The organism is Blastococcus goldschmidtiae (assembly GCF_031845325.1).
Classification (GTDB): Bacteria; Actinomycetota; Actinomycetes; order Mycobacteriales; family Geodermatophilaceae; genus Blastococcus; species Blastococcus goldschmidtiae.
Map to the genome: position 1 here is coordinate 14,950 of NZ_JAVREI010000021.1, position 23,672 is coordinate 38,621.

Sequence of the window (23,672 nt, forward strand, 5' to 3'; positions counted from 1 at the left end):
TCCTCAGGAGGGAGACGCGCGTCCACCCCAGGGCTGACCGGACCAGACTGGTGGCATGCCCGAACCGGAGGACGACGGCGGTGACCCGGCCTGCTGGCTGCGCCGGGTGTGCCCCGGGTGCGGGCGGCTGGCCGACGAGGACCCGCCCACGCGGTGTGCGGCGTGCGGCGCGCAGCTGCCGGCGGAGTGAGGCCGGCCGCCGTCCTCGGCGTGACCCCGGTGACCCTCCGCCGTGCCGGGTGGTGTGAGCCAGCTCGCACGATCTACCGTGCGCAGGCCCACCCGTCCGGCGGGGAGGACGACGGGTGCGGATCGCGGGAGGGAGGACGGGGCGGCGCCCCGGGACGTCGATGCGGAATGCACTGCGCTGGCTGCGGCCGGGCCATCTGGGCACGGAGGCGGAGCACGCGACGTTCCGGACGCTCCACTCGGCCTCCCTCACCGCCCCCGAGCTGCGCCAGGGCCTGACCAGCGGCTCCGCGGAGCGCGCCATCCGGCACCTGCGGGACCTGCTCGGCGCGCCGGCGGTCGCGCTCACCGACACCGTGGCGACGCTGGCCTGGGACGGCCGCTTCCTCCACCACGAGAAGGACGCGGCAGCGCTGGCGGCCACGGTCCTGGAGTCCGGCAACACGGTGGTCCGCGACCGCGCGGACTTCGCCTGCTCCGACGCCGGCTGCGGGCTGCGGCAGGTCGTGGTCAGCCCGCTCGTCGTGGAGGACCGGGTGGTCGGCACCCTGCAGGCGTTCACGCCGTCGGCGTCGGCCGGGCTGGTCCGGGCCGTGACCGAGGTGGCCCGCTGGGTGTCGGGCAACCTGGAGCTCGCGGAGCTCGACGCGTCGCGAACCCGCCTGATGGAGGCCGAGGTCCGCGCGCTGCGCGCGCAGATCAGCCCCCACTTCATCTACAACTCGCTGACCGCCATCGCGTCGTTCGTGCGGACCGACCCGGAGCAGGCCCGCGAGCTGCTGCTGGAGTTCGCCGACTTCACCCGGTACTCCTTCAGCCGGCACGGCGAGTACACGACGCTGGCCGAGGAGCTGCGGTCGATCGAGCGGTACCTGGTGCTGGAGAAGGCCCGATTCGGCGATCGGCTGCAGGTCACGCTGCGGGTGGCGCAGGAGGTCCTGCCGGTCGCCGTGCCGTTCCTCTGCCTCCAGCCGCTGGTGGAGAACGCGGTCCGGCACGGGCTGGAGCACAAGCAGGGGGTCGGGACGGTGACCATCATCGCGGCCGACCGGGGCGGCGAGTGCCTGATCTCGGTCGAGGACGACGGCGTCGGGGAGGACCCGGAGAAGGTGCGCCGGGCGCTGTCCGGCGACGCCTCCGTCGACTCGGTGGGACTGGGCAACGTCGACGCCCGGCTGCGCACCGCCTTCGGTGACGACTACGGTCTCGTCGTCGAGACCGGGCCGGCCGCGGGGACCAGGGTCGTCGTGCGGGTGCCGAAGTTCGCTCCGGGGGTGCGCCCATGACCGGCGAGCGGCTGACCGTGCTCGTCGTGGACGACGAGCGACCGGCGCTGGAGGAGCTGCGCTGGCTCCTCGAGCGGGACGAGCGCATCGGCACGGTGCTGACCTGCGACTCGGCCACGGAGGCGCTGCGCCTCCTGCAGGAGCGGGGCGTCGACGCCGTCTTCCTGGACATCCGCATGCCGGGGCTCAGCGGGGTCGACCTCGCGCGGGTGCTGTCCCGGTTCAAGGCGCCGCCGCCGGTGGTCTTCGTGACCGCCTACGACGACCACGCCGTCGACGCGTTCGAGCTCGGCGCCGTCGACTACGTCCTCAAGCCGGTCCGCGACGACCGGCTGGCCGAGGCGGTCCGCCGGGTGGTCGGTGCGCGGGCCGGCGGCTCCGTGCCGGCGGACGACGACATCGCCGTCGAGCTGGGCGGGGTGACCAGGTTCGTGCCCCGCTCCAGCGTCCGGTACGTGGAGGCGCAGGGCGACTACGCCCGCCTGCACACCCCGGCGGGCAGCCACCTGGTCCGGGTACCGCTGACCACCCTCGAGGAGACCTGGAAGGACGCCGGGTTCGTGCGGATCCACCGGTCGCTGCTGGTGGCCCTGCAGCACGTACAGGAGGTCCGGATGGACGCCGGCCGGTGCACCGTCGTCGTCGGGGGCACGCATCTCGGCGTGAGCCGGCGGCACACCCGGGAACTGCGCGACCTCCTCGTGCGCCGCGCGCGGCCGGGCACCGCGGGCAGGAGCTGACCGGTGTCGGAGAGCACGCCCCGCCGGGTGCGCGTCACCAGCCCCCGCACGAACGCGGCCCGTGCCCAGCGGGTGCCCGCCGCCCGGGAGATCGACGCCCAGACCCGGCTGGGCGAGGTGTACATGTCCTCGCTGGTGCGCTCGCAGTTGCGGCTGGCCCTGCTCAGCCTCGCGACCCTCGCGGTGTTCGTCGGGGGGACCCCGCTGGTGTTCTGGCTGTTCCCGGAGCTCTCGGACGTCGAGGTGCTGGCGGTGCCGCTGCCGTGGTTCCTGCTGGCCTTCGCCGTCTACCCGTTCCTGTTCCTGGTGGGCTGGCTCTACGTCCGCGCCGCCGAACGGAACGAGCGGGCCTTCACCGACGTGCTGGACCGCACGTGATCGAGCTCGCGAGGTCATGCATCCGACACAGCACCCGGCCGGCGGTCGCCCGCCCGGACCGCCGCGACCGCGGATGACGGGCGCCGGGTACAGCGTCCTCGGGGTGACCGGGGTCTTCGTGGCGACCCTGGTGGTCGGCGCGTACGGCTGGCGGTTCTCCCGCACGACCAGCGACTTCTTCGTCGCGTCCCGCACGGTCCGGCCGGGACTCAACGCCTCGGCGATCGGGGGCGAGTACCTGTCCGCGGCGTCCTTCCTCGGCGTCGCCGGCCTGGTGCTGGCGTTCGGCACGGAGATGCTCTGGTATCCGGTCGGCTGGACGGCGGGCTACCTCGTCCTGCTGGTCCTCGTGGCCGCGCCGCTGCGTCGCTCCGGGGCCTACACACTGCCCGACTTCGCCGAGAGCCGGCTGGAGTCCCGGGGGGTCCGCCGACTGTCCGCGCTGCTCGTCGTCGCCATCGGCTGGCTCTACCTGATGCCGCAGTTCCAGGGGGCCGGGCTGGCGCTGGCCTCCACCACCGGCACCGGCACGTGGCTGGGTGGCGTGCTGGTGGCGACCGTCGTCCTCGTGAACGTGCTGTTCGGGGGGATGCGCAGCATCACGTTCGTGCAGGCCTTCCAGTACTGGCTGAAGCTGACGGCGCTGCTCTTCCCGCTGCTGTTCATGGCGGCGATCTGGCTCGGTGACGGTGCGGTGTCCCCCGCCTCGGTCGACGTGGGGGACGTCGGCGTGGCCGGTGACTCGTGGGTCTCGCCCCTCGCCGGGGCCGAGCACGAGCTGTACACGACGTACTCGATCATCATCGCCACGTTCCTGGGCACGATGGGCCTGCCGCACGTGGTGGTCCGCTTCTACACCAACCCCGACGGTGCGGCGGCCCGCCGCACGACCCTGTTGGTGCTGGCACTGCTCGGCCTCTTCTACCTCCTCCCGCCCGTGTACGGGGGCCTGGGCCGGCTGTACGCGCCGGACCTGATCGCGAGCGGTCGCGCGGAGTCGGTGGTGCTGGAGCTGCCGGCGCGCATGCTGGCCGGCACGGCGGGGGAGCTGCTGTCCGCGCTGACGACGGCGGGCGCCTTCGCCGCGTTCCTCTCCACGTCGTCCGGGCTGACCGTCGCCGTGGCGGGTGTGATCAGCCAGGACGTGATGGGCCGCCGGTTCGGCGGGGTGCGCGCGTTCCAGGCCGGCGCCGTCGTCGCCGTCCTCGTGCCGCTCGGCCTCGCCGTGCTCACCGAGGGGGTGGGGGTCGCCCAGGCCGTCGGGCTGGCCTTCGCCTTCGCCGCGTCCACGCTCTGCCCGCTGCTGGTGCTGGGCATCTGGTGGCGCCGGCTCACCGACGCGGGCGCGATCGCCGGGATGCTCGTCGGCGGGGGATGCGCGGGCGGGGCGGTGCTGGCCACCCTGCTGGGCGTGGGCCCGGAGGGCTGGGCCGGCGCGCTGCTCGCCCAGCCCGCGGCGTGGACCGTCCCGCTCGCCTTCCTCACCATGGTCGGGGTGTCGCTGGCCACCCCGCGGCGGGTGCCGCTGCACGCCGCCCGGACCATGGTCCGGCTGCACACCCCCGAGTCGGTCCAGCTCGACCGCGGGCACCCGCCCCGCTGATCCGGCCGGCGGCTCCGCGGGGGCGACCGCTCGTCCCGCCGGACCTGCCGTACACCGAACACCGGTGACCGCTCGGCGCAGCCGCCGCTCGCACCTTCCGTGTGCCCGGGCCGCACTCCTACCGTGACAGCGCTCACATTTCCCGTGGGTGTGCCCGCCCACCCCTGACCAGGAGGTCGCACGTTGACCGATCCCGCGGAACGGCGTCTGCTGACGCCGGAGGAATATCGCGCCGCCCAGGATTCACCGGAGTTCGTGGAGCTGAAGAAGCGGTTCCGCAGCTTCGCCTTCCCGATGACGGTCGCCTTCCTGGCCTGGTACCTGCTCTACGTGCTGCTCTCGACGTACGCGATCGACTTCATGTCCACGAAGGTCTTCGGCGACGTCAACGTCGGCATCCTCCTGGGGCTGGCCCAGTTCGTGACGACGTTCGTGATCACGCACCTCTACGTCGCGCACGCCAACAGGCGCACCGACCCCATTGCCGACGAGATGCGCGAGCGCCTCGAGGCCCACGAGTTCGCGCCGGGTCACCCCGGCACCGACACCACGACCCGGGGAGCCACGCGTGGTTGACCTTCTCGCCGCCGACGACACGGTCGGCAGCCCTGCGATCAACATCTCGATCTTCGGCGCCTTCGTCCTGGTGACGCTGTACATCACGTTCAAGGCCAGCCGCAACAACACGAGCGCCGCCGACTACTACGCGGCCGGCCGGAACATCACCGGCACGCAGAACGGCCTGGCGATCGCGGGCGACTACCTCTCGGCCGCATCGTTCCTGGGCATCGCCGGCGCCATCGCCGTCTACGGCTACGACGGCTTCCTGTACTCGATCGGGTTCCTCGTCGCCTGGCTGGTGGCCCTGCTGCTGGTCGCCGAGCTGATGCGCAACACGGCTCGGTTCACCATGGCCGACGTCCTTGCCTTCCGGATGCGGCAGGGGCCGGTCCGCACCGCGGCTGCGATCTCGACGCTCGCGGTTTCGCTGTTCTACCTGCTGGCGCAGATGGCCGGTGCCGGCGGGCTGGTCGCGTTGCTGCTCGGGGTCAGCGGTGACCTGGCGGAGGCGCTGGTCGTCACCCTGGTGGGCGCGCTGATGATCTTCTACGTGCTCGTCGGCGGCATGCGCGGAACCACCTACGTGCAGATGATCAAGGCCGCGCTGCTGATCGCCGGTGCCCTCGTCATGACCGTCTGGGTGATGGCCAAGTACGGGTTCAACCTGTCGAGCCTGCTCGGCGGGGCCGTCGACAGTGCAGGCAGCGAGTCGGTGCTCAACCCGGGTGCGCGGTACGGCCTGAGCGACACGTCGAAGCTGGACTTCATCAGCCTGGCGCTCGCCCTGGTGCTGGGCACCGCGGGTCTGCCGCACGTGCTGATGCGCTTCTACACCGTGCCGACGGCCAAGGACGCCCGCCGGTCGGTCGTCTGGGCGATCTGGCTGATCGGCATCTTCTACCTGTTCAGCCTGGTCATCGGCTACGGCGCCGGTGCGCTGGTGGGCGCCGACGCGATCCTGACCGCTCCCGGCGGGGTCAACTCGGCGGCCCCGCTGCTGGCGTTCGAACTGGGTGGGACCGTGCTGCTCGGAATCATCGCCGGCGTCGCGTTCGCCACGATCCTCGCCGTCGTCGCCGGTCTCACGATCACCGCCTCGGCATCGTTCGCGCACGACGTCTACGCGTCGGTGATCAAGAAGGGGAACGTCCCCCCGAACGGCGAGGTCAAGGTCGCCCGGATCACCGCCGTCGTCATCGGTGCGGTCTCGATCGGGCTGGGCATCCTTGCACTGCAGGCGGCCCTGAACATCGCCTTCCTGGTGGCGCTGGCCTTCGCGGTCGCGGCGTCGGCGAACCTGCCGACCATCCTCTACACGCTCTTCTGGAAGAAGTTCACCACCCAGGGCGCGCTGTGGTCGATCTACGGCGGGCTGATCATCTGCATCGGGCTGATCATCTTCTCGCCGGTCGTCTCCGGTGCGGAGGGGGCCATGTTCCCCGGCGTGGACATTGCCTGGTTCCCGCTGAACAACCCCGGTCTGGTGTCGATCCCGGCCTCGTTCTTCCTGGGCTGGCTCGGCACGCAGCTCTCGAGGGACAAGCCCGACGAGGCCAAGTGGGCTGAACTCGAGGTGCGGGCGTTCACCGGCATCGGGGCGGAGAAAGCCGTCCAGCACTGAAGAAGGACCCCGTCTCCCCCCACCCCTCGTACCTCGGGGCGGGCCCCTGAGACAGGGCCGAGCGAGGCGCGCGTCCCCCGTGGGGGCGCGCGCCTCGTCCTGTCCGGTCCCGTCGTCCGCCCCGGGGTCATGGAAGCCGACGCCATGATCAGGTGAGCTGATCATGGCGTTTCCTCCCTCACCGCCCACCGTGAGGGAGGAGGCTCCACGGTGAGGGAGGACGGACGACGACGACTCAGGCGGCAGCGGGGGCCACTGCCGGCTCGGGTGCAGAGGCGACGTCGGCGGCGGCGGTGCCCGCGACGGCGAGCGGGACGGCCGCGGGAACGGCGTACGGCCGGCGGCTGCGCACGGCCCAGCGGGCGACGAGTCCGGCCAGGACGACGAGGCCGGCGAGGGTGTGCCCGCCGGGATGGGCGAGCGCGACCGCGATCGCCGCGGCGTAGACGACGGAGAGCAGCACCGCCGGGACGGGCGGGCGCAGTTGGTGCAGGTGCACGGCAGGACCTCCGGGGAGGGCGTCCCGCCGGCCGGCGACCGGACCACGTGGGCCCGGTCGCCGGCGCGGCGACGGCGCGGTGGAACGAGGAGCAGACCCCGGAAGGCCTACTTGAGCAGGTCCTTGGCCTTCTGCAGCATCGTCTCACCCGGCATCGGGGGCGTCCCGTACAGCCGCGGGTCCCCCGGCGGCAGGATCGGCGCGTCGGCGGTCGCCTCGATCGGGCGGGCGGAGAGCTGCTTGTCGGTCCCGTCGATCGCCGGTCCGCTGGCCCAGCTGCCGGACGCGGCGTCCGGGCCGTCGGAGGCGTCGAGGAAGGCGTAGGCGAACTCCTGCGGCTCCTCGTCCATCGGGAACGCCTCGGGCACCGGGATGTTCTCCAACCCGTCCACCTTGAGCTCCTCGATCGCCTTGAGCCACTGCATCTGGTGGTAGTGGTCGCGCGCAAGCAGGAAGCGCAGGGTGTCCTTGACGCCCGGGTCGTCGGTCATGTTGTAGAGCCGGGCGACCTGCAGCCGGCCCATCATCTCGGCGGTCGCGTTGTAGTTGAAGTCGGCCATCAGGTTGCCGCTGGCGGTGACGTACCCGCCGCTCCAGGGGAGGCCCATGGAGTCGCGGTAGTAGGCGCCACCGCCGTTGACGATGGCGTGCTGGGGGTTGGTGTTGCCGAACCCGGCGGCCGCCTCCTTGGTGCGGTCGGCGGAGTCGGGCTTGAGCGGCTGGTGGTCCAGCAGCCGGTCGATCAGCGTCACCAGGATCTCGACGTGGGCGAGCTCCTCCGTGCCGATGGCCAGGAGCAGGTCCTTGTACTTGCCGGGCAGCCGGCAGTTCCAGCCCTGGAGGAGGTACTGGGTGGCGACCGTCATCTCGCCCCACTGGCCGCCGAGGACCTCCTGGAGACGTCGGGCGTACGCCGCATCCGGACCGTCGGGCTTGGCCTCGTACTGCAGGGCGTGAGTGTGTGTGAACACGGGTTCTCCCTCGGAGCGTCATCGCGACCACCGCGACTGCGGTGACACCAGGGATCTGCCCGCGCCTCCTGGCCCGCCCGTGCCGTCCGGTGGCCCGGGAGTGCCAACCTCACCGGTCCGGCAGGCACACCGTCAGGGTGAACGCGTCGCCGACGTCGTCCCAGGTGAGCTGACCGCCGAGCTCGAGTGTCTGCCGCCGGACCGACCACAGCCCCAGCCCGGTCAGGTCCATCGGGGGCCGGCTCTGCCGCAGGTGGCCCACCACCCGGTCGACGGGGACGCCGCCCTGGGTGAGGGCCAGGCGCACCCACCCCCCGCGCAGCGTCAGCCGCAGCCGCACCGACCGGCCCTCGCCGTGCCGGTGGGCGTTCTCCAGGAGGTTGGTGAGGATCCGCTGCACTCGGGCGTCGGCGACCGGCACGTCCCCCGCCCCGTCGAGCACCTCCACCGTCAGCAGGCTCCGGGGGAGCCCGGCGGCGGCCACCGAGGCGACCACGACGTCGCAGAGCAGTCGCCGACCGGCGCGCGGCACGGCCCCACCGGCGGCGTCGGCCGTGCGCAGCATCGACGCCAGCTGGGCGGTCTGGGCGCGCGCGAGCTCGAGCATCTCGCGGGTGCGGTCGGCCGGGCCGTCGAGCGACCGCAGCGCCGCCTCCAGGGAGGCGAGTGGGCTGCGCATGTCGTGGCAGAGGGCGCGCAGGACCGCGTCCTCCGGGGTGGGCTCGTCGTCGGCGTCGACCCGGGGACGTCGCCGCGGCAGGTGCGCGCGGAGGACCCGCGCGAGATCGTCGAGGAGTCCGAGGACCGGCTTGGAAAAGGGTGCGTCAGCGGCGAGTGTCACGGGCACTTCCTCGTGGAGCCGGTCGGCGGGCGCCGGTGTACGACGGCCGACAGGAGGGGTGATGTCGCAGGACCACGACGCGCTCGCTGCTGAACGCGGTACCCCGGTGGACGTGGTCGTCGTCGACGACCATCCCCTGTTCACGCGCGGGTTGAGCCTGCTGCTGCCAGGGCTGAGCGGCGGCAGGGTCCGGGTGGTGGGGACGACGGACGACGCCTCGGCCGCCGCGGCGCTGGTGCGACGGCACCACGCCGACGTGGCGATCGTGGACCTGCACATGCCGCCGCCCGGGGGCACCAGGGCGATCGCGGCGATCCGGCGGGCCGACCCGATGGTGCGGGTGGTGGCGCTGTCCGGGCTGGCCGAGGCCGATGCCGCGATCGAGGCGCTGCGGGCCGGGGCGACCGGCTTCCTGCCGAAGACGGCGGACCCCGAGTCGCTGGTGCGCCCGCTGCTCGCCGTCCTGGACGGCTGGTCGGTGCTGCCCGAGGCGCTGCTGCGGCAGCTGCTGGAGGAGGCCACGCCGACCGGCGAGCAGAGCGTCGCCGACCGGCTGACCGCCGACGAGCGGCGGCTGTGGCGGCTGATCGCCGAGGGCGCCAGCACCGTGGACATCGCGACGACGCTGCACGTCTCGGAGCGGACGACGAAGCGGCTGGTGGCCCACCTGCTGCGTCGGCTGGAGGTGACCACCCGGGTGGAGGCGGCCGCCCTGGCCGGCCGCGTGGGGCTCGGCAAGGCGGGCGGCGGGCAGGCCCGATCAGCCGGCGGGTGGGCCGGGTGAGCGGGGCGCGATCTCATCGCGGCCCCAGCTACCCGCCGCGGAGATCGTCACTCCTCTGAACGGGAACGGTTCGTCTCGGTGCCACCCGCCGTGCGGCGAGCAGGCACCAGCTGTTCGGCCCACGGCTCCGACGCCGCGACTGCGAAGCCGGCGACGTCGTCGGCGGCCATGTCGAGCGCGATGTAGCCGCCGCGCCCGGCCCCGACGCAGGCGACGACCGACGCCAGCCCGGCCCGGCGCTGGAACCACGACTGCCTGACCTCCCAGCCGACGACCGCGCGCCGTTCCAGGACCGCCCGTTCGCGCACCAGCCAGCCGACGCGGAGGGCGAACGACCGCGGCCCCGTGGCATGCCCGAGCGAGGCGTAACGGCCCAGGCCCAGCGGCACACCGAGCACGGTGAGGACGACGCCGGCCAGCAGCAGCGGCCACCAGCCCTCGGTCACGGTGAGGACCGCGCCGGCGGCGGTGACCAGCAGCCCGCCGGTGACCGCGCGGGCGATCCGCCGGCGCCGGGCCGCGGCGGGGTGGAGGACGAGCGGGCCGGGGTCCTCGACCAGCCGGCGGCCGAGCGCCTCGGCCAGCGCGCGCGGGCCCAGCGGGAGCAGCTGGCCGCGGCGCTGGGCATCACCGAGGCCGGTGACCAGGCCGTTGACCCGGGCCGCGCCGACCAGTCGCATGCCGGCGCCGTCGGCCACGGCGACCCCGCGGATGCGGTCGATCTCCAGCTCGGTGTGCCGCCGGGTGAGCAGACCGCGGACGGCGATCAGCGAGCCGCCGCGCCGCACGAGGCGGAAGCGCCAGTTGACGACCGCGGCGCCGATCACCGCGCCCACGGCCAGCAGCACCAGACCCAGGACCGCGGCGGCCAGCGCGAAGCCCGGGGTGTTCACGGACTCGCCGTCCACGTCGGGCAGCAGGCCGTCGGGCAGCTCGTCCACGATCCGGGACAGCACGCCGAGGCCGGCCAGGGGGACCGCCAGGTAGCCCCCGACCAGCGGCGCGTAGAGCAGCCAGCGGTTGTCGAAGCGGGCGAACTCCTCCTCGGGTTCCTCCGGCGCGGGCGCGGTGCCCGGCCCGGGATCCGGAGTGTCCGGCCCGACGGCCGGTAGGCGGTTGCGCTTGGTCAGCACCGCCGTCCGCAGCCGGTCGCCCTCCTCGCGGGGGACGCCGTCGATGAGGACCTCGTCGTCCGTGGCCGAGGCGCGTCCGGCGCTGCCCGCTCCGCCGGCGGCGGCGTCGATGCGCACCCGGACCAGGCCGAGCAGCCGGTGCATCGGCGGCGCCTCGACCTCGACGCCGCGGATCCGGTCGTTGGGCACCGTGCGCGTGGACCGGGACACCAGCCCCCGGGTGACGACGACGGCGCCGGGCCCGTCCAGGTAGCTGAAGCGCCACCAGGAGAGGGCCGCCGTCGCCAGGGAGACCAGGGTGATGACGACGACGAGCGCCACGACGGTCCACCGGCCACCGCCCAGCCCGATGCCCGCGAGCGCCGGGATGGCGATCGGGACGAGCTGCCGTGCCTGCCGGAAGGTGGCGGTGTGCACCAGGACGATCCGGGGGGACGTCCGGCGCAGGGCGCCCGATCCGGCGGGCTCGCCGGGCCCGGTCATGTGGCCTGGTCCCGGGTCCGTTCGGCGCGGGCGGCCAGGTCGTCGGCGACCCGCTGGGCCATTCCGTGCTCGAGGTGCCAGATGCGCACGGTGCCCTGGCTGGAGGCGGTGAACACCGCGACCGTGGCCAGCCCGAACATCTGCTGCAGGAGCCCGCGGGTGACGTCGACGGTCTGGATCCGGGAGATCGGCACCAGCGTCCAGGTCTGGCTCAGCCAGCCGGTGCGCGTGTAGGCGACCTCGCCGGTCACCTCCCAGCGGTAGGTGCGGTGCTTGAACCACGGCCGGACGGCGAGGGCGACGACGGCGTAGAGGGCGACGGCGATCGGGACCAGCCAGCGGAGCACGGGGACCGGGCCGCCGGAATCGGCCGGCACCCAGATGAGGAAGATGCCGAGCCCCACGCCCATCATCAGCACGCTGATGAGGCTCTCGGTGAGCCACAGCCCGATGGCCGAGCGGGGCAGCGACCAGGCGGGCTCGCGGACGGGGGAGGAGACGGCAGTCATCGCGGCCATCCTCGCAGTCCGCAGCCGCGGGGCGCCCCGTGCCACGATGGAGCGCGTGATGCCGCAGCAGGTTCCGACCGTGTCCGTCAGCGAGCTCCCCGAGGACGCCGTGATCCTCGACGTCCGCGAGGACGACGAGTGGGTGCACGGCCACGTCGAGGGCGCGACCCACATCCCGATGGGCGAGGTCCCGAGCCGGCTCGACGACCTGCCCGAGGCCGACCCGCTCTACGTGACCTGCCGGAGCGGCGGCCGCTCCGCGCGGGTGGCCGCATGGCTGAACCAGAACGGCTTCGACGCGGTCAACGTCGCCGGTGGCATGGGCGAGTGGGAGGCCGCCGGCAAGCCCATGATGAGCGAGACCGGCGAGCCCCCGTTCGTGCGCTGACAGCCCCGGGAGCATCGCAGCGAGCGCGAGCGAGCGAGGAGCGGACCGGTGCGCGGAAGCGCACCGTGGACGTCGTCCGCTGAGCCGCCGTCCTCCGAGCCCGCGGGCTCAGAAGTCGAGCAGCTCCTCGAGGATGCTCTTGCGGCGCCTCTTCTTGGCGTACTTCTCGTCGTAGCCGCGGCCGTAGTAGCGCTCGTCGTAGCGGTGCGCGCCGTACTCGCGGGGGTCCCGGTCGTACGGGTCCGGCACCGGCGGGCGCGGGGCCTGCGGCGGCGGGACCGGCCGGCCCTCCTCCGCGTCGAGGTAGGCGCGCTCGGCGGCGATGAGGTTCTCCAGCTCACCGCGGTCGAGGAACAGGCCCTTGCACTCGGTGCACTGGTCGACCAGGACGCGGTTGCGCTCGTACTGCGCCATCACGTTGTGGCATTTCGGGCACAGGAGCTGCATGGCGTCAGGCTACCTGCGAGGTCGAGCCCCTGTTGATCATCGACAGATGGCTGGCCGACACGGCGGCGTGGGCAGCCATCCGCCGATGATCAACCCAGGCGGTCAGGACTTCAGTTCGTACTCGGCGAACTTGGCGCGCAGGTCCTTCTTGGAGAACTTGCCGACGCTGGTCTTGGGCACCTCGTCGATGAACTCGACGGCCTCGGGCATCCACCACTTGGCGACCAGCGGCTTGAGGTGCTGGAGGACCTCCTCCTCGGTCAGCGTCTCGCCGGGCTTGACCACCACGCAGGCCAGCGGCCGCTCGTCCCACTTCGGGTGCGGGATGCCGACGACCGCGGCCTCGGCCACCTTCGGGTGGCTCATGATCGCGTTCTCCAGGTCGACCGAGCTGATCCACTCGCCGCCGGACTTGATCAGGTCCTTGGTGCGGTCGGCGATCCGGATCGAGCCGTAGGAGTCCATCGCCGCGACGTCCCCGGTCTTCATCCAGCCGTCGTCGGTGGAGAGCACCGCGCCGGCGTCGGGGTTGTAGTACTCCTTCGCGCACCACGGCCCGCGCACCTGCAACTCACCGGTGGCGGTGTCGTCCCAGGCCTGCGGCTCCAGGGTGTCGGCGTCGACGATCCGCGCCTCGACGCCGAACAGCGGGATGCCAGCGCGGGCGCGCTCGGTGGCCTTGGTGTCGTCGTCGGCGTCCTCGAGGCGCCTGGGCAGCACGCCGGACGAGGCGACCGGCGAGGTCTCCGTCATGCCCCACGCCTGGAGGATCGGGATGCCGACCTGCTCGCGGTAGGCCTCGCTCAACGCCTTGGGCACCGCGGAGCCGCCGCAGCCGATCTCGCGCAGCTTGTGGGGGGTGCCCGCGAGGAACGGCAGCATGCCCTGCCAGATGGTCGGGACGCCGGCGGTGAAGGTGACGCCCTCGTCGACGATCAGCTTCGCCAGGTTCTCCGGCTGCATCATCGGGCCGGGGAAGACCAGCGCCGCGCCGGCCGCCGGGGCCGCCTGCGCGATGCCCCAGGCGTTCGCGTGGAACATCGGCACGACCGGCATCGCGACGTCGCGGACGCTGAGCCCGAACGCGTTCGGCGACAGCGCGGCCATGGTGTGCAGCACCGTCGAGCGGTGCGAGTAGACGACGCCCTTGGGGTTGCCGGTGGTGCCGGACGTGTAGCACATCGAGGCGGCCAGGCCCTCGTCGCGGACGTCGAACTCGACCGGCGACGCGGCGGCCAGCAGGGTCTCGTAGTCGCTGATCCGCGGGTCGTCGGGCAGCTCGGCGTCGCCGCCGTCCTCCATGACCACGACGTGCCGGACGGTCGTCATGGCGTCGACCAGCGGCCAGAACAGCCCGAAGACCGAGCGGTCGACGAAGACGACCTCGTCCTCGGCGTGGTTGGCGATGTAGGTCAGCTGCTCCGGGAACAGCCGGATGTTGAGCGTGTGCAGCACGCGGCCGGTGCACGGGACGGCGAAGTAGAGCTCCAGGTGCCGCTGGCTGTTCCAGCCGAAGGTGCCCACCCGGCCGTCGGCGCTGATGCCGAGGGTGTCGAGCACGCCGCCCAGCCGGCGGGTGCGGTCGGCCCACTCGCCGTAGGTCGACCGGGTGACCCCCTTCGGCCCGTTGGTGACGATCGGGACGTCGCCGTAGTGCTGCTCGGCATGCCGGAAGATCGTGTCGATGGTGAGGGGGCTGTCCTGCATCAGGCCGCGCATGTGCCGGATCCTGCCAGTGACCGCGCTCACCTTCTAGCCGAGGACGACGGGCAGCGTCTCCAGGCCGCGGATGACGAACTCCGGACGGCGGACCGGCTCGCCGGCCAGCTCGAACGTCGTCGTCCGGTCCAGCAGCGCGCCGAACGACGCCTGCAGCTCGACCCGGGCCAGCGGCGCTCCGATGCAGAAGTGGATGCCGGCGCCGAAGGTGATGTGCCCGTTGTCCGTGCGGCCGACGTCGACGGTGTCCGGCGCGGCGAAGACGGCGGGGTCGCGGTTGGCCGCACCGAGCAGCGCGCCGATCTTCTGCCCCCCCTCCACGGTGATGCCGCCGATCTCGACGTCCTCGGTCGCGGTGCGCTCGAACAGCTGCAGGGGGGAGTCGTAGCGCATGAACTCCTCGATCGCCGTCGGCAGCAGCGCCCGGTCCTCGCGCAGCCGCCGCAGCTGGTCGGGGTGCCGCAGCAGCGCCAGGGTTCCGTTGCCGCTCACGTTGACCGTCGCCTCGTGGCCGGCGTTGAGCAGCAGGATGCAGGTGGTGACCAGCTCGTCCTCGGTCAGCTTGTCGCCGTCGGCGTCGCGCATGCTCACCAGGTGGCTGACGAGGTCCTCGCCGAGGTCCTTCCGGCGCTCGGCGGCCAGCGCGCGCAGGTAGGCGACGAACTCGTCGGCCGCGCGCTCGGCGGCGGCCTCGATCTCGGCCGTCCGCCCGTACTCGTACATCTTCACGATCGCGTTGGACCACGGCCGCAGCAGCGGGCGGTCACCCTCGGGCACGCCGAGCAGCTCGGCGATGACGGCGACGGGCAGCTGCTCGGCCATGCCGGAGAGCAGGTCGACCGGCTCGGAGCCGCCGGAGCGCTCGACCAGCTCGTCGACCAGCTGCCGCGCCAGGTCCTCGACCCAGGGGCGCAGCCGCTCCACGTGCCCGCGGGCGAACGCCGAGCTGATCAGCCGCCGCAGCCGGGTGTGCGCCGGCGGCTCCATCTCCAGGATGGCGTTGCGGTGGATGAGGTTGAAGCTCTCGAACCGCTCGGCCGGCGCCTTGTCCGACCAGATCCGGCCCAGCCGCCGGTCGCGCAGCACCGCGTTGGACTCGGCGTGCGTGAACGCCAGCCACAGCCCCATGCCCTCGTGCCACTGCACCGGCGCCTCGGCGCGCGCCCGGGCGAAGGCGGGGTACGGGTCGGCGACGACGGCGGGATCGGTCAGGTCGAGGCGTGCGGCGGTCACGCCGACGAGCGTAGGAACGGCGCCGGCGCACGGACACCACGCCCCCGGGGTGCCGAGTGCTACGGAGTGGTGGCCATCAGCCGCTGATGGCCACCACGTCGTCGCGCTCGACCTCGGAGCGATGACGGACGGGTGCGGCGGTCCTCCGAGGACCCCACCTACGCTGGCCGCATGGCTTCCCGCAAGCGCTCCTCCGCCCCGGCCGCCGCACCCGAGGGCGTCAACCCCAAGGCGCCCTGCTTCTGCGGCTCCGGTCGTCGCTACAAGCACTGCCACGGCTCGGGCTACGCGCCCGCGGTGATCCGCTCCTTCGAGGGGCTGCCCGGCGAGGCAGACTGGGTCGCGCTGCGCGAGCTGGTCCCGGCGGCGACCGCGGCGCTGCGGACGACGGACGGCCGCGACGTCACGCTCGCCAGCGTGCTCCCCGGCGGCTCGCCCGCCCTGGTGCGGGCCAACGGCGAGATCATGCTCGGCGTCCAGCTGCAGTCCTCCTCGGACGACGTCAGCCGCGACCTCGGCACCGCGCTCGCCGCCGCGCTCGAGGCGCCCGCCGGCGCACCGGTCGACCCGGGCCCGATCGGCGGCGCCGGTTCGGCCGGTCCGCGCCTGCAGGAGCTGCTGGACACGAGCGCCCCCTTCGAGGTCACCGTGCACGACGACTTCGGCTTCTGGCTCGAGGGCACCGAGCCCAACGCGGCGGCGAAGGCGGGCCTCGAGCACGCCAACGAGGCGATCCTGCCGACCGTGCGGCTGGCCGGCCTCGAGGCGGCCTACTGGGTGCGCCCCGGTGCCGAGCGCGCCCACCTGCGCTGGGTCCGCCCGGAGCCCGAGGAGAAGCTGCTGGACGCCCTGGCCCGGCTGCGCGCCGCGGGTGAGCCGATGCTGCTGGGCGAGGGCACCCGCTATGCCGGTGCGTTCCGGGCGCACGGCCTCGTCGTCCCGGTGTGGGACCTCCCCGCCGACACCCCCGCCGAGGACTGGATCGAGCCGGCCACCCAGTGGCAGGCCCGCCTCGAGCAGGCGCTCACCGTGGCCGACCCCCTGGACGCCGACGAGCGCCGCGCCCGCGCCGGGCTGCTGTCCCGGCAGATCACCATCCGCTGACCCGCGTCCGGCCCAGGGTGGGGCCGGCGCACCGGACGTTCCGCCGCGCCGTGACGCGGCGGGACGTCCGGTGGTGCGGCTGGACCTGCCGTCAGACGCTGCGGATGAGGTGCCGGAAGAAGCCGGCGCCGCGGTGCAGCGCGGCGATCGAGATCCGCTCGTCGGCGGCGTGCAGGGCGGACAGCTCCTCGCGGGTGACGTCGAACGGCATGAACCGGTAGACGCTGTCGCAGATCTCGCTGAAGTGCCGGGAGTCGCTGGCCTGGACCATCAGGTACGGCGCCACCACGGCGTCGGGATAGGCGGCGTTCGCGGCGGCGGCGACCAGTGCGTACGCCTCGTTGTCGACCCGGGAGACCCGCGAGGGATCGGCGCCGCCGGGCAGGACGCGCAGCTCCACCCGCGGGTCGTCGATCACCCGCCGCAGCCGGTCCACCGTCGACTCCACCGTCTCGCCGAGCGCGATCCGGATGTTGAGGTGCGCGCGCGCCGTCGTCGCCAGCACGTTCCCGGCGCTGCTGCCCTCCAGGCGGGTCACCGCCACCGTCGTCCGGACCAGGGCGTTGGCCTCCCGGCCGGCGCGGGACAGCACCGTGGCCAGCAGCGGGCGGAGCGACCCGGCGTGCGCGAACACGCCCCGGAGCGGCCCGGTGGCGTGCCGGCCGACGGCGTCGACCATGCCCAGGACGACGTCGTTCAGGCGGGCGGGGAAGGGCTTCGCGTCGATCGCCAGGATCGCCCGGGCCAGCTGTGCGGGGGCGCCGTTCCGCGTGGGCGAGGAGGCATGCCCGCCGGGGTCGCTGGTGGTCAGCTCGACGTCGAGGCGCCCCTTCTCGGCCAGCCCGACCACGGCGACCTGACCCGGCACGCCGGGGAACATCCCGCGCACCACCGCGCCGCCCTCGTCGAGCACCGCCCACGGCCGGATGCCGCGCTCGGTGAACGCAGCGACGGCCAGCTGGGCGCCCACGCCCGCCACCTCCTCGTCGTTGCCGAAGGAGAGATAGACGTCGCGCCGGGGGGTGAAGCCCTCGGTCGCCAGCGCCTCCACCGCCTCCAGGATCGCGACCAGCGTCCCCTTGTCGTCGATCGCACCGCGGCCGTGCACGACGCCGTCCTCGATCAGGCCGGAGAACGGGTCGCGGCTCCAGTCCTGACCGGCCACCGGGACGACGTCGTAGTGCGCCATCAGCACCAGCGGCGGCTCGTCGGTGGCCCCGCGCCACCGGTACAGCAGGGCGCCGTCGCCGAGCTCCTCGCGCTCCAGCGCGGCGTGGGCCGCCGGATACAGCTCGACCAGCCGGGCGCGGAAGCGCTCGAACGCCGCCTCGTCGATCTCCGACCGGTCGCGGTAGGAGACCGTGGGGATGCGGATCAGGTCCGCGAGCCGGCCGGCGGCGGCCTCGGCGTCCAGCCCGTCGAGGTCGACGGGGGTGGCCGGGGTGCGTTCGGGGCGGAAGCGGGCCACCCGCCGGACGGTCGCGCCGATTGCGGTGGCCGCGGCCGCCGAGCCGGCGAGGGCGAGTGGGCGTCTCATGCGGGGGACTCCTCGGGATGGCGGTGGTGGGGCACGGTAGCCGCCCGGCGGCCGGTCGGGGACCGTCCGGACCGGTCCGTCACGCCGGGAGCGGTGCGCGGGCGACCGGGCAGGACATGCACCGCGGACCCCCGCGGCCGCTGCCCAGCTCCGAGCCGGCGATCCGGATCACCTCGATGCCGGCGGCCTCGAGCGCGGCGTTCGTGACGGTGTTCCGCTCGTAGGCGACGGTCAGCCGTGGGGCCAGGGCGAGGGTGTTGTTGCCGTCGTCCCACTGCTCGCGCTCGGCGGTGACCGGGTCCAGCCCGGTGTCGATCACCCGCAGCCGGTCGATGCCCATGGCCGCGGCGGCCGCCTCGAGGAAGGGGCGCGGGCCGGTCACCGCCAGCTCCACCGGGTCGGCGTCGTCGGCGACACCGTCCGGTGCGGTGACCGTCCACGCCCGCAGCGAGTCGGCCACCGCCGGGTACATGACCATCGCGTCGACGTCGACCATCGTGGCGATGGTGTCCAGGTGCATGGTGGCCCGCTGCTGGGCGATGGGGACGACGAGCACCGTGTGCGCCAGCCCCCGGGCGAACAGCCGGCGCGCGAGCCGCTCGGCACCGCCCGGCGTCGTCCGCTCCCCGACGCCGACGGCCAGCACGCCGGGTGCCAGCAGCAGGACGTCGCCGCCCTCCAGGTGCTCGAGGTTCGCGCCGTAGAGCTGCTCCACGCCCGCGAAGCGCGGGTGGTGGGTGTAGACCGCCGCGGTGATCGTGCTCTCGCGGTGCCGGGCGGGCATGGCCAGCGAGGTCACCGCGACCTCGTCGCCGATCCAGACCGACGAGTCGCGGGTGAACAGCAGGTTGGGCAGCGGAGGGACGACGAACTCCGACCGGTCCATCACCTCGTAGGCCAGCCCCCGGCCGCCGCGCAGCTCGTCGTGGGCGAGGCCGCCGATGAGCGTGGCGGCCAGGTCGGCCGGCTCGAGCCAGGCCAGGTGTCGGGTGGTCGCCCGCTGCAGGCTGGCACCCAGGCGCGGGTCGTCGACCGCGGCGCCGATGAGCTCCGCCCGGGCCGACGGGAAGGACAGGATCTCGGCCAGCAGCCGGTCGAGGTAGAGCACCTCCACGCCGCGGGTGGTGAGCGCCTCGGCGAAGGCGTCGTGCTCAGCCTGCGCCCGGTCCACCCACGGGACGCCGTCGAAGAGCAGCTGGTCGTTGTTGCGGGGGGTCAGCCGCCGCAGCTCGTTGCCGGGCCGGTGCAGCAGGACCGTCTGCAGCGCACCGACCTCGCTGGTGGCGCCCATGGTCGGGGTCATGCGCCGAGGCTGGCACAACGTCCCGCGCCGGACGCTCGCGGGAGGGCGCGGTGCCATGGCCCGGACGCTTGCGGGAGGGCGCGGTGCCATGGCCCGGACGCTCGCGGGAGGGTCCGGCGGGTGTCTGGCTAGGGTGCCGGAAGGGCCGGCACCGCTGCCGGCGACCGTGAACCGGAGGTGCGGCGTGGACCTGTTCGACCTGACCGGCAAGGTGGCGGTGGTGACGGGGGGAACCCGCGGCATCGGCATGATGATCGCCCGTGGGCTGCTCCAGGCCGGCGCCCGCGTCTACATCAGCTCCCGCAAGGCCGACGCCGGGGACGCCGCCGTCGCCGAGCTCTCGGAGTTCGGCACCGTCGTCTCCATCCCGGCCGACGTCTCCCAGGAGGCCGAGTGCATCCGGCTGGCCGGTGAGGTCGGCAAGATCGAGGAGCAGGTGCACATCCTGGTCAACAACGCCGGCGCCACGTGGGGCGAGGACCTGGAGAAGTTCCCCGAGTCCGCCTGGGACAAGGTGCTCGACCTGAACCTGAAGGCGCCGTTCTTCGTCACCCGCGCCTTCCTGCCGCTGCTGGAGAAGGCCGCCTCGCACGAGGACCCGGCCCGGGTCATCAACATCGGCAGCATCGCGGGTCTGCAGCCCTCCGCGGCACGCACGTACTCGTACTCGACGTCCAAGGCCGCGGTGCACCAGCTCACCCGCAACCTGTCCAAGGAGCTCGCCCCGCGCCGGATCACGGTGAACGCCGTCGCCCCGGGGCCGTTCGAGTCCAAGATGATGGCCGCCACGCTCGCCGCGGCCGGCGACGAGATGAACAAGCGGGTCCCGCTCGGCCGGATCGGGCGCCCCGACGACATGGCCGGCATCGCGGTGTTCCTGTCCTCGCGGGCCGGCTCCTACCTGACCGGCACGATCATCCCCGTCGACGGCGGCATCGCGACCTGATCGCAGCCCTCGACCGGTGAACCCGGGCGACCCACGACCGGGCCGGTGATGGGTCGCCCGGGTTCAACGGTCCGATCCCGACGCGGCGCCCGCGGGCGGTCAGTTGATGCAGCTCACGTCGTCGGCGGTCCGCCCCGTTTCTGCGGCACCGTCCCCGCTCGGTGCCGGTGCCGTCACGGCCTGCCCGATGCCGTTGTAGTCGGCGCCCAGGACCAGCGCCACGGTCGCTTCCGGCAGGTCGTCGACGGTCACGGCGGCGCCCGGCACCCGGGCGGCGACCAGCGCCGCCGCGGCGTCGTCCCCGGTGCGGTGGCGGATCGTCGTGGTGGCGGTGGGCTCGGCGTTGCCGTCGGCGGCGGCCTCGAACCCGGCGTCCGCCAGCTCGGTCGCGGTGGTCGCGGCGGCGCCGGAGACACCCGAGCCGTTGATCACCCGCACGGTGACCTCGCCGGGGGAGACGGCGGTGTCCTCGCCGTCCTCCGGCGCGGCGGGCTCGTCTGCGGGCTCCGTGCCGAGGTCGAAGAAGAAACGCCGGACCTCCTCGGCACCGGGCGGCTGCAGCACCTCGGCGCCGTCGATCCGCGCCGGCGTCAGGCCGGGGATGGTCCGGAAGGTGATGTTCCCGGGGTCGACCCCCTGCATCTGCGCGGCCAGGTCGAAGATGTCCAGCCCCTGGTCCAGCGTCACGCTGCTGCCGACCTGCTCGACGATCTCGCGCTGCTTGCCGAGGTCGAGCAGCAGGTCGGTGGAGAGCATGTTGCGCAGCATCCCGGCGATGTAGACCTGCTGCCGCACCACCCGGTCCAGGTCGGACCCCGGCAGCCCGGAGCGTTGCCGGACGAACGCCAGTGCGTCGGCGCCGCCGATCGTCTGGACGCCGGCGGGGAAGTCGGCGCCGGAGAGGGGGTCGCTGGTGGCCTGGCAGAGGTTGACCTCGACCCCGCCGACGATCTCGCTGAGGTTGATGAACCCGAGCAGGTCGATCTCGGCGAAGTGGTCGATCTCCAGCCCCGTGAACCCGCTGACGGTCTGGATGAGCCGCCGCGCCCCGGCGGCTCTCCGCTCCTCCTCGCTGCCCTCGGCCTCGGCGAAACCCCGGGCGTAGGCGGAGTTGAGCCGGCCCTCCCCGAACCCGGGGATGTCCACGTAGGTGTCGCGCGGCAGGGACACGAACGATGCCGCGGAGCCGTCGGCCGGGACGTGCACCAGCATCATCGAGTCGGTGTTCAGCACGCCGTCGGCCTCGCCGGTGCTGAACTCCTGCTGCTGCTCGGGGGTAAGACCCGTGCGCGAGTCCATCCCGACGAGGAGCAGGTTCATCTCCTCACCGGCGTGGTCCTCGCCGTTGATGTCCTCGTTGCCGGTGCTGGGGATGGCGTCGGCCCGCTGCACGCTGGCCTCCGCGACCCGCGCGAGGTGCCACCCCCACCCGCTGCCGAGCAGCAGCAGCCCGCTGAGCACCGCCGCGACCGATCGCGCGACCGCCGGCCCCCTGGTGCTCCGCACCGGCCCGTCGGCACCCGGCCCGCGGCGGGGATCCAGGTGCGGCGGCAGGCGGCGGGGGCCGTCCGCGGTCACGGCCGGGTCCCGTCGACCGGGCCGGCGCCTGCCGAGCCCGGGACGGGCAGCAGCTGGACGACGGGAAGAGGACGCATCCCGATCATGGTCCCACCACCGCGGGGCGATCCGGGCTCAGCGCGCCCGGATCCTGCTCAGTCGGGCAGCAGGACGCCGGGGTTGCAGATGCCCTTCGGGTCCAGCCGCGTCTTGACCGCCCGCAGCACCTCGACGCCCAGGGTCCCGACCTCCCGCTCCAGCCAGGGGCGGTGGTCGGCGCCGACGGCGTGGTGGTGGGTGAGCGTGCCGCCGGCGGTCAGCAGCGCGTCGGTCGCGGCCCGTTTGGCGCCCAGCCACTGCTGGATGGGCAGCTCCTCGTCGCGGTCGGCGAGCACGGTGAAGTACAGCGAGGCGCCGGTCGGGTAGCCGTGCGACAGGTGCGTCATCACCAGCGGACGACGCCCTCCGCCGGTGAGCGACTCGCGCAGCGCCCGCCGGACGGCGTCGTAGACCGTGGGCAGCGCCGCCCAGCTGGCCGCGGTCTCCAGGGTCTCGACGAGCAGGCCGGCGTCCAGCAGGGTGTCGCGCGTGTAGGGCGCCCCGAAGCGGTGCCGCCGCCACGATTCCCCGACGGCGCGGCCCAGCCGGACGCCGCCGCCCTCCCGCAGCAGCGCCGAGGCGGCGCGCACCCGGGCCCGCACCATGTCGGGCAGGCCCTCCCAGCCGACGACGAGCAGGCAGCCCTCGCCGCGCCGGCGCGCGCGGAGCGTGCCGCGCAGGACGCGGGCCCCCGCGCTGCCGGACATGAGCAGGTTGGCCCGCGTCTCGTCGACGTCGGACAGCCGGACGACGTCGGGCAGCAGGTCGTGGCGGGCGAGCCGCTGCAGCGCGGCGAGGCCGCCGGCCCAGGTGCGGAACGACCAGCCCTCGTAGGACGACGTCGCGGGCTTCGGGCGCACCCGCAGGGTGAGCTCGGTGATCACGCCGAGCGTGCCCTCCGAGCCCAGCGCGAGGCCGAGCAGGTCCGGCCCGGCCGCCGACGCCGGGGCGGCGCCCCCCACCTCGAGCACGCCCGACGGCGTCGCGAGGGTCAGCCCGGTGACCAGGTCGTCGAACCGCCCGACCCCGGTCGAGGCCTGCCCCGAGCTGCGCGTGGCGGCGTACCCGCCGAGGGTGGCGAACTCCCAGCTCTGCGGGAGGTGGCCGAAGGTCAGTCCCTCGCGGCCGAGCGCCTCCTCCAGCGCCGGCCCGCGCATGCCCGGGCCCACGGTCACCATCGACGACGGCACGTCGAGCTCCTGCACCGAGGCCATCCGGCGCAGGTCGAGGGCGACGGCGGGCCGGTCGTCGGGATCCACGCCGGCCAGCCCGCCGACCACGCTCGTGCCGCCCCCGAACGGGACGACGACGACGTCGTGCTCGCTGCACAGCGCCAGCAGCGCCGCGGTCTCCTCGGTCGTGCCGGGCAGGACGACGGCGTCCGGGGCGTCCGTGGCATCCCCCGCCCGCCGCCGCAGCAGGTCCAGGTAGCTCTTGCCGCCCGCGCGCAGCAGCCGCGACTCCCGGTCGGTGCGCACGTTCTCCTCGCCCAGCAGCCCGGCGAGCGCGGCGCGGGCGGGGTCGGGGAGCCGCGAGGGGGCCAGCCGGATCTCGGCGACGGGCACCGGCGGCGTGGACCGCGGCGTCCAGCCCAGTTCGCGGGCCAGATGGCGGCGGGCGGCCTTGGGCAGCACCGCCTCCAGTGCGGGTGCGCGGTCGCCCGCGGCGTCGGTGGAGCTCCCCGCGGGCGGGGGACCCCATCCCTGGATCGTCAGTTCCGGCTGTTCGGCCACGGCTACAG

The 23,672-nt window shown here is 73.8% G+C and carries 23 protein-coding genes; 11 read left to right on the forward strand and 12 right to left on the reverse strand.

The window, feature by feature from the left end:
- The first annotated feature begins 55 nt into the window (after window positions 1–55).
- The 7 genes from RM425_RS20000 (at window position 56) to RM425_RS20030 (ending at window position 6,378) form a co-directional block, all read left to right on the forward strand.
- On the forward strand, window positions 56–190 hold the full coding sequence (locus RM425_RS20000; protein WP_311346987.1) for a hypothetical protein: 135 nt from the start codon (window positions 56–58) through the stop codon (window positions 188–190).
- A 160-nt stretch (window positions 191–350) separates the two neighbouring features.
- Window positions 351–1,475 carry a sensor histidine kinase gene (locus tag RM425_RS20005; RefSeq protein WP_311346988.1) on the forward strand — a complete coding sequence of 375 codons (1,125 nt, stop codon included), beginning with the start codon at window positions 351–353 and terminating at the stop codon, window positions 1,473–1,475.
- Window positions 1,472–2,215, forward strand: coding sequence for a LytR/AlgR family response regulator transcription factor (locus RM425_RS20010; protein WP_311346989.1), 744 nt, complete (start codon window positions 1,472–1,474; stop codon window positions 2,213–2,215). The genes RM425_RS20005 and RM425_RS20010 overlap by 4 nt, the downstream gene beginning before the upstream one ends.
- A 3-nt stretch (window positions 2,216–2,218) precedes the next feature.
- Window positions 2,219–2,593, forward strand: a complete 375-nt coding sequence (locus RM425_RS20015; protein WP_311346990.1) for a hypothetical protein — start codon at window positions 2,219–2,221, stop codon at window positions 2,591–2,593.
- Window positions 2,594–2,696: 103 nt separating this feature from the next.
- A complete protein-coding gene (locus RM425_RS20020) occupies window positions 2,697–4,196 on the forward strand; it encodes a sodium/solute symporter (protein WP_311346991.1) in 1,500 nt (499 codons plus the stop codon).
- Window positions 4,197–4,379: 183 nt separating this feature from the next.
- Window positions 4,380–4,772, forward strand: a complete 393-nt coding sequence (locus tag RM425_RS20025; RefSeq protein WP_311346992.1) for a DUF485 domain-containing protein — start codon at window positions 4,380–4,382, stop codon at window positions 4,770–4,772.
- The gene (locus tag RM425_RS20030; protein ID WP_311346993.1) at window positions 4,765–6,378 is read left to right on the forward strand and encodes a solute symporter family protein; all 1,614 of its coding nucleotides are present in this window, start codon (window positions 4,765–4,767) and stop codon (window positions 6,376–6,378) included. The genes RM425_RS20025 and RM425_RS20030 overlap by 8 nt, the downstream gene beginning before the upstream one ends.
- Before the next feature lie 235 nt (window positions 6,379–6,613).
- On the opposite strand, the gene RM425_RS20035 is transcribed toward RM425_RS20030, so the two are convergent.
- The 3 genes from RM425_RS20035 to RM425_RS20045 all read right to left on the reverse strand — a co-directional run bounded on the left by RM425_RS20035 (window position 6,614) and on the right by RM425_RS20045 (window position 8,689).
- Window positions 6,614–6,877: a hypothetical protein gene (locus RM425_RS20035; protein WP_311346994.1), complete on the reverse strand. Its 264-nt coding sequence runs from the start codon at window positions 6,875–6,877 to the stop codon at window positions 6,614–6,616.
- A gap of 107 nt (window positions 6,878–6,984) precedes the next feature.
- The gene (locus tag RM425_RS20040; RefSeq protein WP_311346995.1) at window positions 6,985–7,848 is read right to left on the reverse strand and encodes a manganese catalase family protein; all 864 of its coding nucleotides are present in this window, start codon (window positions 7,846–7,848) and stop codon (window positions 6,985–6,987) included.
- 109 nt (window positions 7,849–7,957) lie between these two features.
- Entirely contained in the window at window positions 7,958–8,689 is a 732-nt protein-coding gene (locus tag RM425_RS20045; RefSeq protein WP_311346996.1) for an ATP-binding protein, read from the reverse strand.
- 61 nt (window positions 8,690–8,750) lie between these two features.
- Between RM425_RS20045 and RM425_RS20050 the strand changes: the two genes are divergently transcribed.
- Window positions 8,751–9,473: a response regulator transcription factor gene (locus RM425_RS20050; RefSeq protein WP_311346997.1), complete on the forward strand. Its 723-nt coding sequence runs from the start codon at window positions 8,751–8,753 to the stop codon at window positions 9,471–9,473.
- A gap of 47 nt (window positions 9,474–9,520) precedes the next feature.
- Here the strand turns inward: RM425_RS20050 and RM425_RS20055 are convergent, their stop codons facing one another.
- Both RM425_RS20055 and RM425_RS20060 read right to left on the reverse strand, forming a co-directional pair.
- Window positions 9,521–11,089, reverse strand: a complete 1,569-nt coding sequence (locus RM425_RS20055) for a PH domain-containing protein (RefSeq protein ID WP_311346998.1) — start codon at window positions 11,087–11,089, stop codon at window positions 9,521–9,523.
- The gene (locus RM425_RS20060; RefSeq protein WP_311346999.1) at window positions 11,086–11,598 is read right to left on the reverse strand and encodes a PH domain-containing protein; all 513 of its coding nucleotides are present in this window, start codon (window positions 11,596–11,598) and stop codon (window positions 11,086–11,088) included. Before RM425_RS20060 ends, RM425_RS20055 begins: the two co-directional genes overlap by 4 nt.
- A 79-nt stretch (window positions 11,599–11,677) precedes the next feature.
- Here RM425_RS20060 and RM425_RS20065 point away from each other — a divergent pair, with 79 nt between their 5' ends.
- Window positions 11,678–11,986, forward strand: coding sequence for a rhodanese-like domain-containing protein (locus tag RM425_RS20065; protein WP_311347000.1), 309 nt, complete (start codon window positions 11,678–11,680; stop codon window positions 11,984–11,986).
- A 108-nt stretch (window positions 11,987–12,094) separates the two neighbouring features.
- On the opposite strand, the gene RM425_RS20070 is transcribed toward RM425_RS20065, so the two are convergent.
- The 3 genes from RM425_RS20070 to RM425_RS20080 form a co-directional block, all read right to left on the reverse strand.
- Window positions 12,095–12,433 carry a TFIIB-type zinc ribbon-containing protein gene (locus RM425_RS20070; RefSeq protein WP_311347001.1) on the reverse strand — a complete coding sequence of 113 codons (339 nt, stop codon included), beginning with the start codon at window positions 12,431–12,433 and terminating at the stop codon, window positions 12,095–12,097.
- 102 nt (window positions 12,434–12,535) lie between these two features.
- Window positions 12,536–14,152, reverse strand: coding sequence for a long-chain fatty acid--CoA ligase (locus RM425_RS20075; RefSeq protein WP_311347002.1), 1,617 nt, complete (start codon window positions 14,150–14,152; stop codon window positions 12,536–12,538).
- A gap of 33 nt (window positions 14,153–14,185) precedes the next feature.
- On the reverse strand, window positions 14,186–15,385 hold the full coding sequence (locus RM425_RS20080) for a cytochrome P450 (protein ID WP_311347003.1): 1,200 nt from the start codon (window positions 15,383–15,385) through the stop codon (window positions 14,186–14,188).
- Window positions 15,386–15,556: 171 nt separating this feature from the next.
- On the opposite strand from RM425_RS20080, the gene RM425_RS20085 reads away from it, so the two are divergent.
- Window positions 15,557–16,489 carry a DUF5926 family protein gene (locus RM425_RS20085; RefSeq protein ID WP_311347004.1) on the forward strand — a complete coding sequence of 311 codons (933 nt, stop codon included), beginning with the start codon at window positions 15,557–15,559 and terminating at the stop codon, window positions 16,487–16,489.
- Between the two features lie 91 nt (window positions 16,490–16,580).
- On the opposite strand, the gene RM425_RS20090 is transcribed toward RM425_RS20085, so the two are convergent.
- Window positions 16,581–18,026 (reverse strand): M20/M25/M40 family metallo-hydrolase, encoded by a 1,446-nt coding sequence (locus RM425_RS20090; RefSeq protein ID WP_311347005.1) that lies wholly within the window; start codon window positions 18,024–18,026, stop codon window positions 16,581–16,583.
- 79 nt (window positions 18,027–18,105) lie between these two features.
- Window positions 18,106–19,329, reverse strand: a complete 1,224-nt coding sequence (locus RM425_RS20095; protein ID WP_311347006.1) for an arginine deiminase — start codon at window positions 19,327–19,329, stop codon at window positions 18,106–18,108.
- Between the two features lie 184 nt (window positions 19,330–19,513).
- On the opposite strand from RM425_RS20095, the gene RM425_RS20100 reads away from it, so the two are divergent.
- Window positions 19,514–20,275 (forward strand): SDR family oxidoreductase, encoded by a 762-nt coding sequence (locus tag RM425_RS20100; protein WP_311347007.1) that lies wholly within the window; start codon window positions 19,514–19,516, stop codon window positions 20,273–20,275.
- Window positions 20,276–20,374: 99 nt separating this feature from the next.
- Here the strand turns inward: RM425_RS20100 and RM425_RS20105 are convergent, their stop codons facing one another.
- Both RM425_RS20105 and RM425_RS20110 read right to left on the reverse strand, forming a co-directional pair.
- Window positions 20,375–21,853: an LCP family protein gene (locus RM425_RS20105; protein WP_311347008.1), complete on the reverse strand. Its 1,479-nt coding sequence runs from the start codon at window positions 21,851–21,853 to the stop codon at window positions 20,375–20,377.
- A 134-nt stretch (window positions 21,854–21,987) separates the two neighbouring features.
- Window positions 21,988–23,664, reverse strand: a complete 1,677-nt coding sequence (locus RM425_RS20110; protein ID WP_311347009.1) for an FAD-binding oxidoreductase — start codon at window positions 23,662–23,664, stop codon at window positions 21,988–21,990.
- Window positions 23,665–23,672 lie beyond the last annotated feature (8 nt).

Excerpts from the sequence above, each read along its gene's own strand:
- RM425_RS20000 (WP_311346987.1), top strand. The coding sequence starts at position 56 with ATGCCCGAACCGGAGGACGACGGCGGTGACCCGGCCTGCTGGCTGCGC.
- RM425_RS20005 (WP_311346988.1), top strand. The coding sequence starts at position 351 with ATGCGGAATGCACTGCGCTGGCTGCGGCCGGGCCATCTGGGCACGGAG.
- RM425_RS20010 (WP_311346989.1), top strand. The coding sequence starts at position 1,472 with ATGACCGGCGAGCGGCTGACCGTGCTCGTCGTGGACGACGAGCGACCG.
- RM425_RS20050 (WP_311346997.1), top strand. The coding sequence starts at position 8,751 with ATGTCGCAGGACCACGACGCGCTCGCTGCTGAACGCGGTACCCCGGTG.
- RM425_RS20055 (WP_311346998.1), bottom strand. The coding sequence starts at position 11,089 with ATGACCGGGCCCGGCGAGCCCGCCGGATCGGGCGCCCTGCGCCGGACG.
- RM425_RS20060 (WP_311346999.1), bottom strand. The coding sequence starts at position 11,598 with ATGACTGCCGTCTCCTCCCCCGTCCGCGAGCCCGCCTGGTCGCTGCCC.
- RM425_RS20070 (WP_311347001.1), bottom strand. The coding sequence starts at position 12,433 with ATGCAGCTCCTGTGCCCGAAATGCCACAACGTGATGGCGCAGTACGAG.
- RM425_RS20075 (WP_311347002.1), bottom strand. The coding sequence starts at position 14,152 with ATGCGCGGCCTGATGCAGGACAGCCCCCTCACCATCGACACGATCTTC.
- RM425_RS20085 (WP_311347004.1), top strand. The coding sequence starts at position 15,557 with ATGGCTTCCCGCAAGCGCTCCTCCGCCCCGGCCGCCGCACCCGAGGGC.
- RM425_RS20090 (WP_311347005.1), bottom strand. The coding sequence starts at position 18,026 with ATGAGACGCCCACTCGCCCTCGCCGGCTCGGCGGCCGCGGCCACCGCA.
- RM425_RS20095 (WP_311347006.1), bottom strand. The coding sequence starts at position 19,329 with ATGACCCCGACCATGGGCGCCACCAGCGAGGTCGGTGCGCTGCAGACG.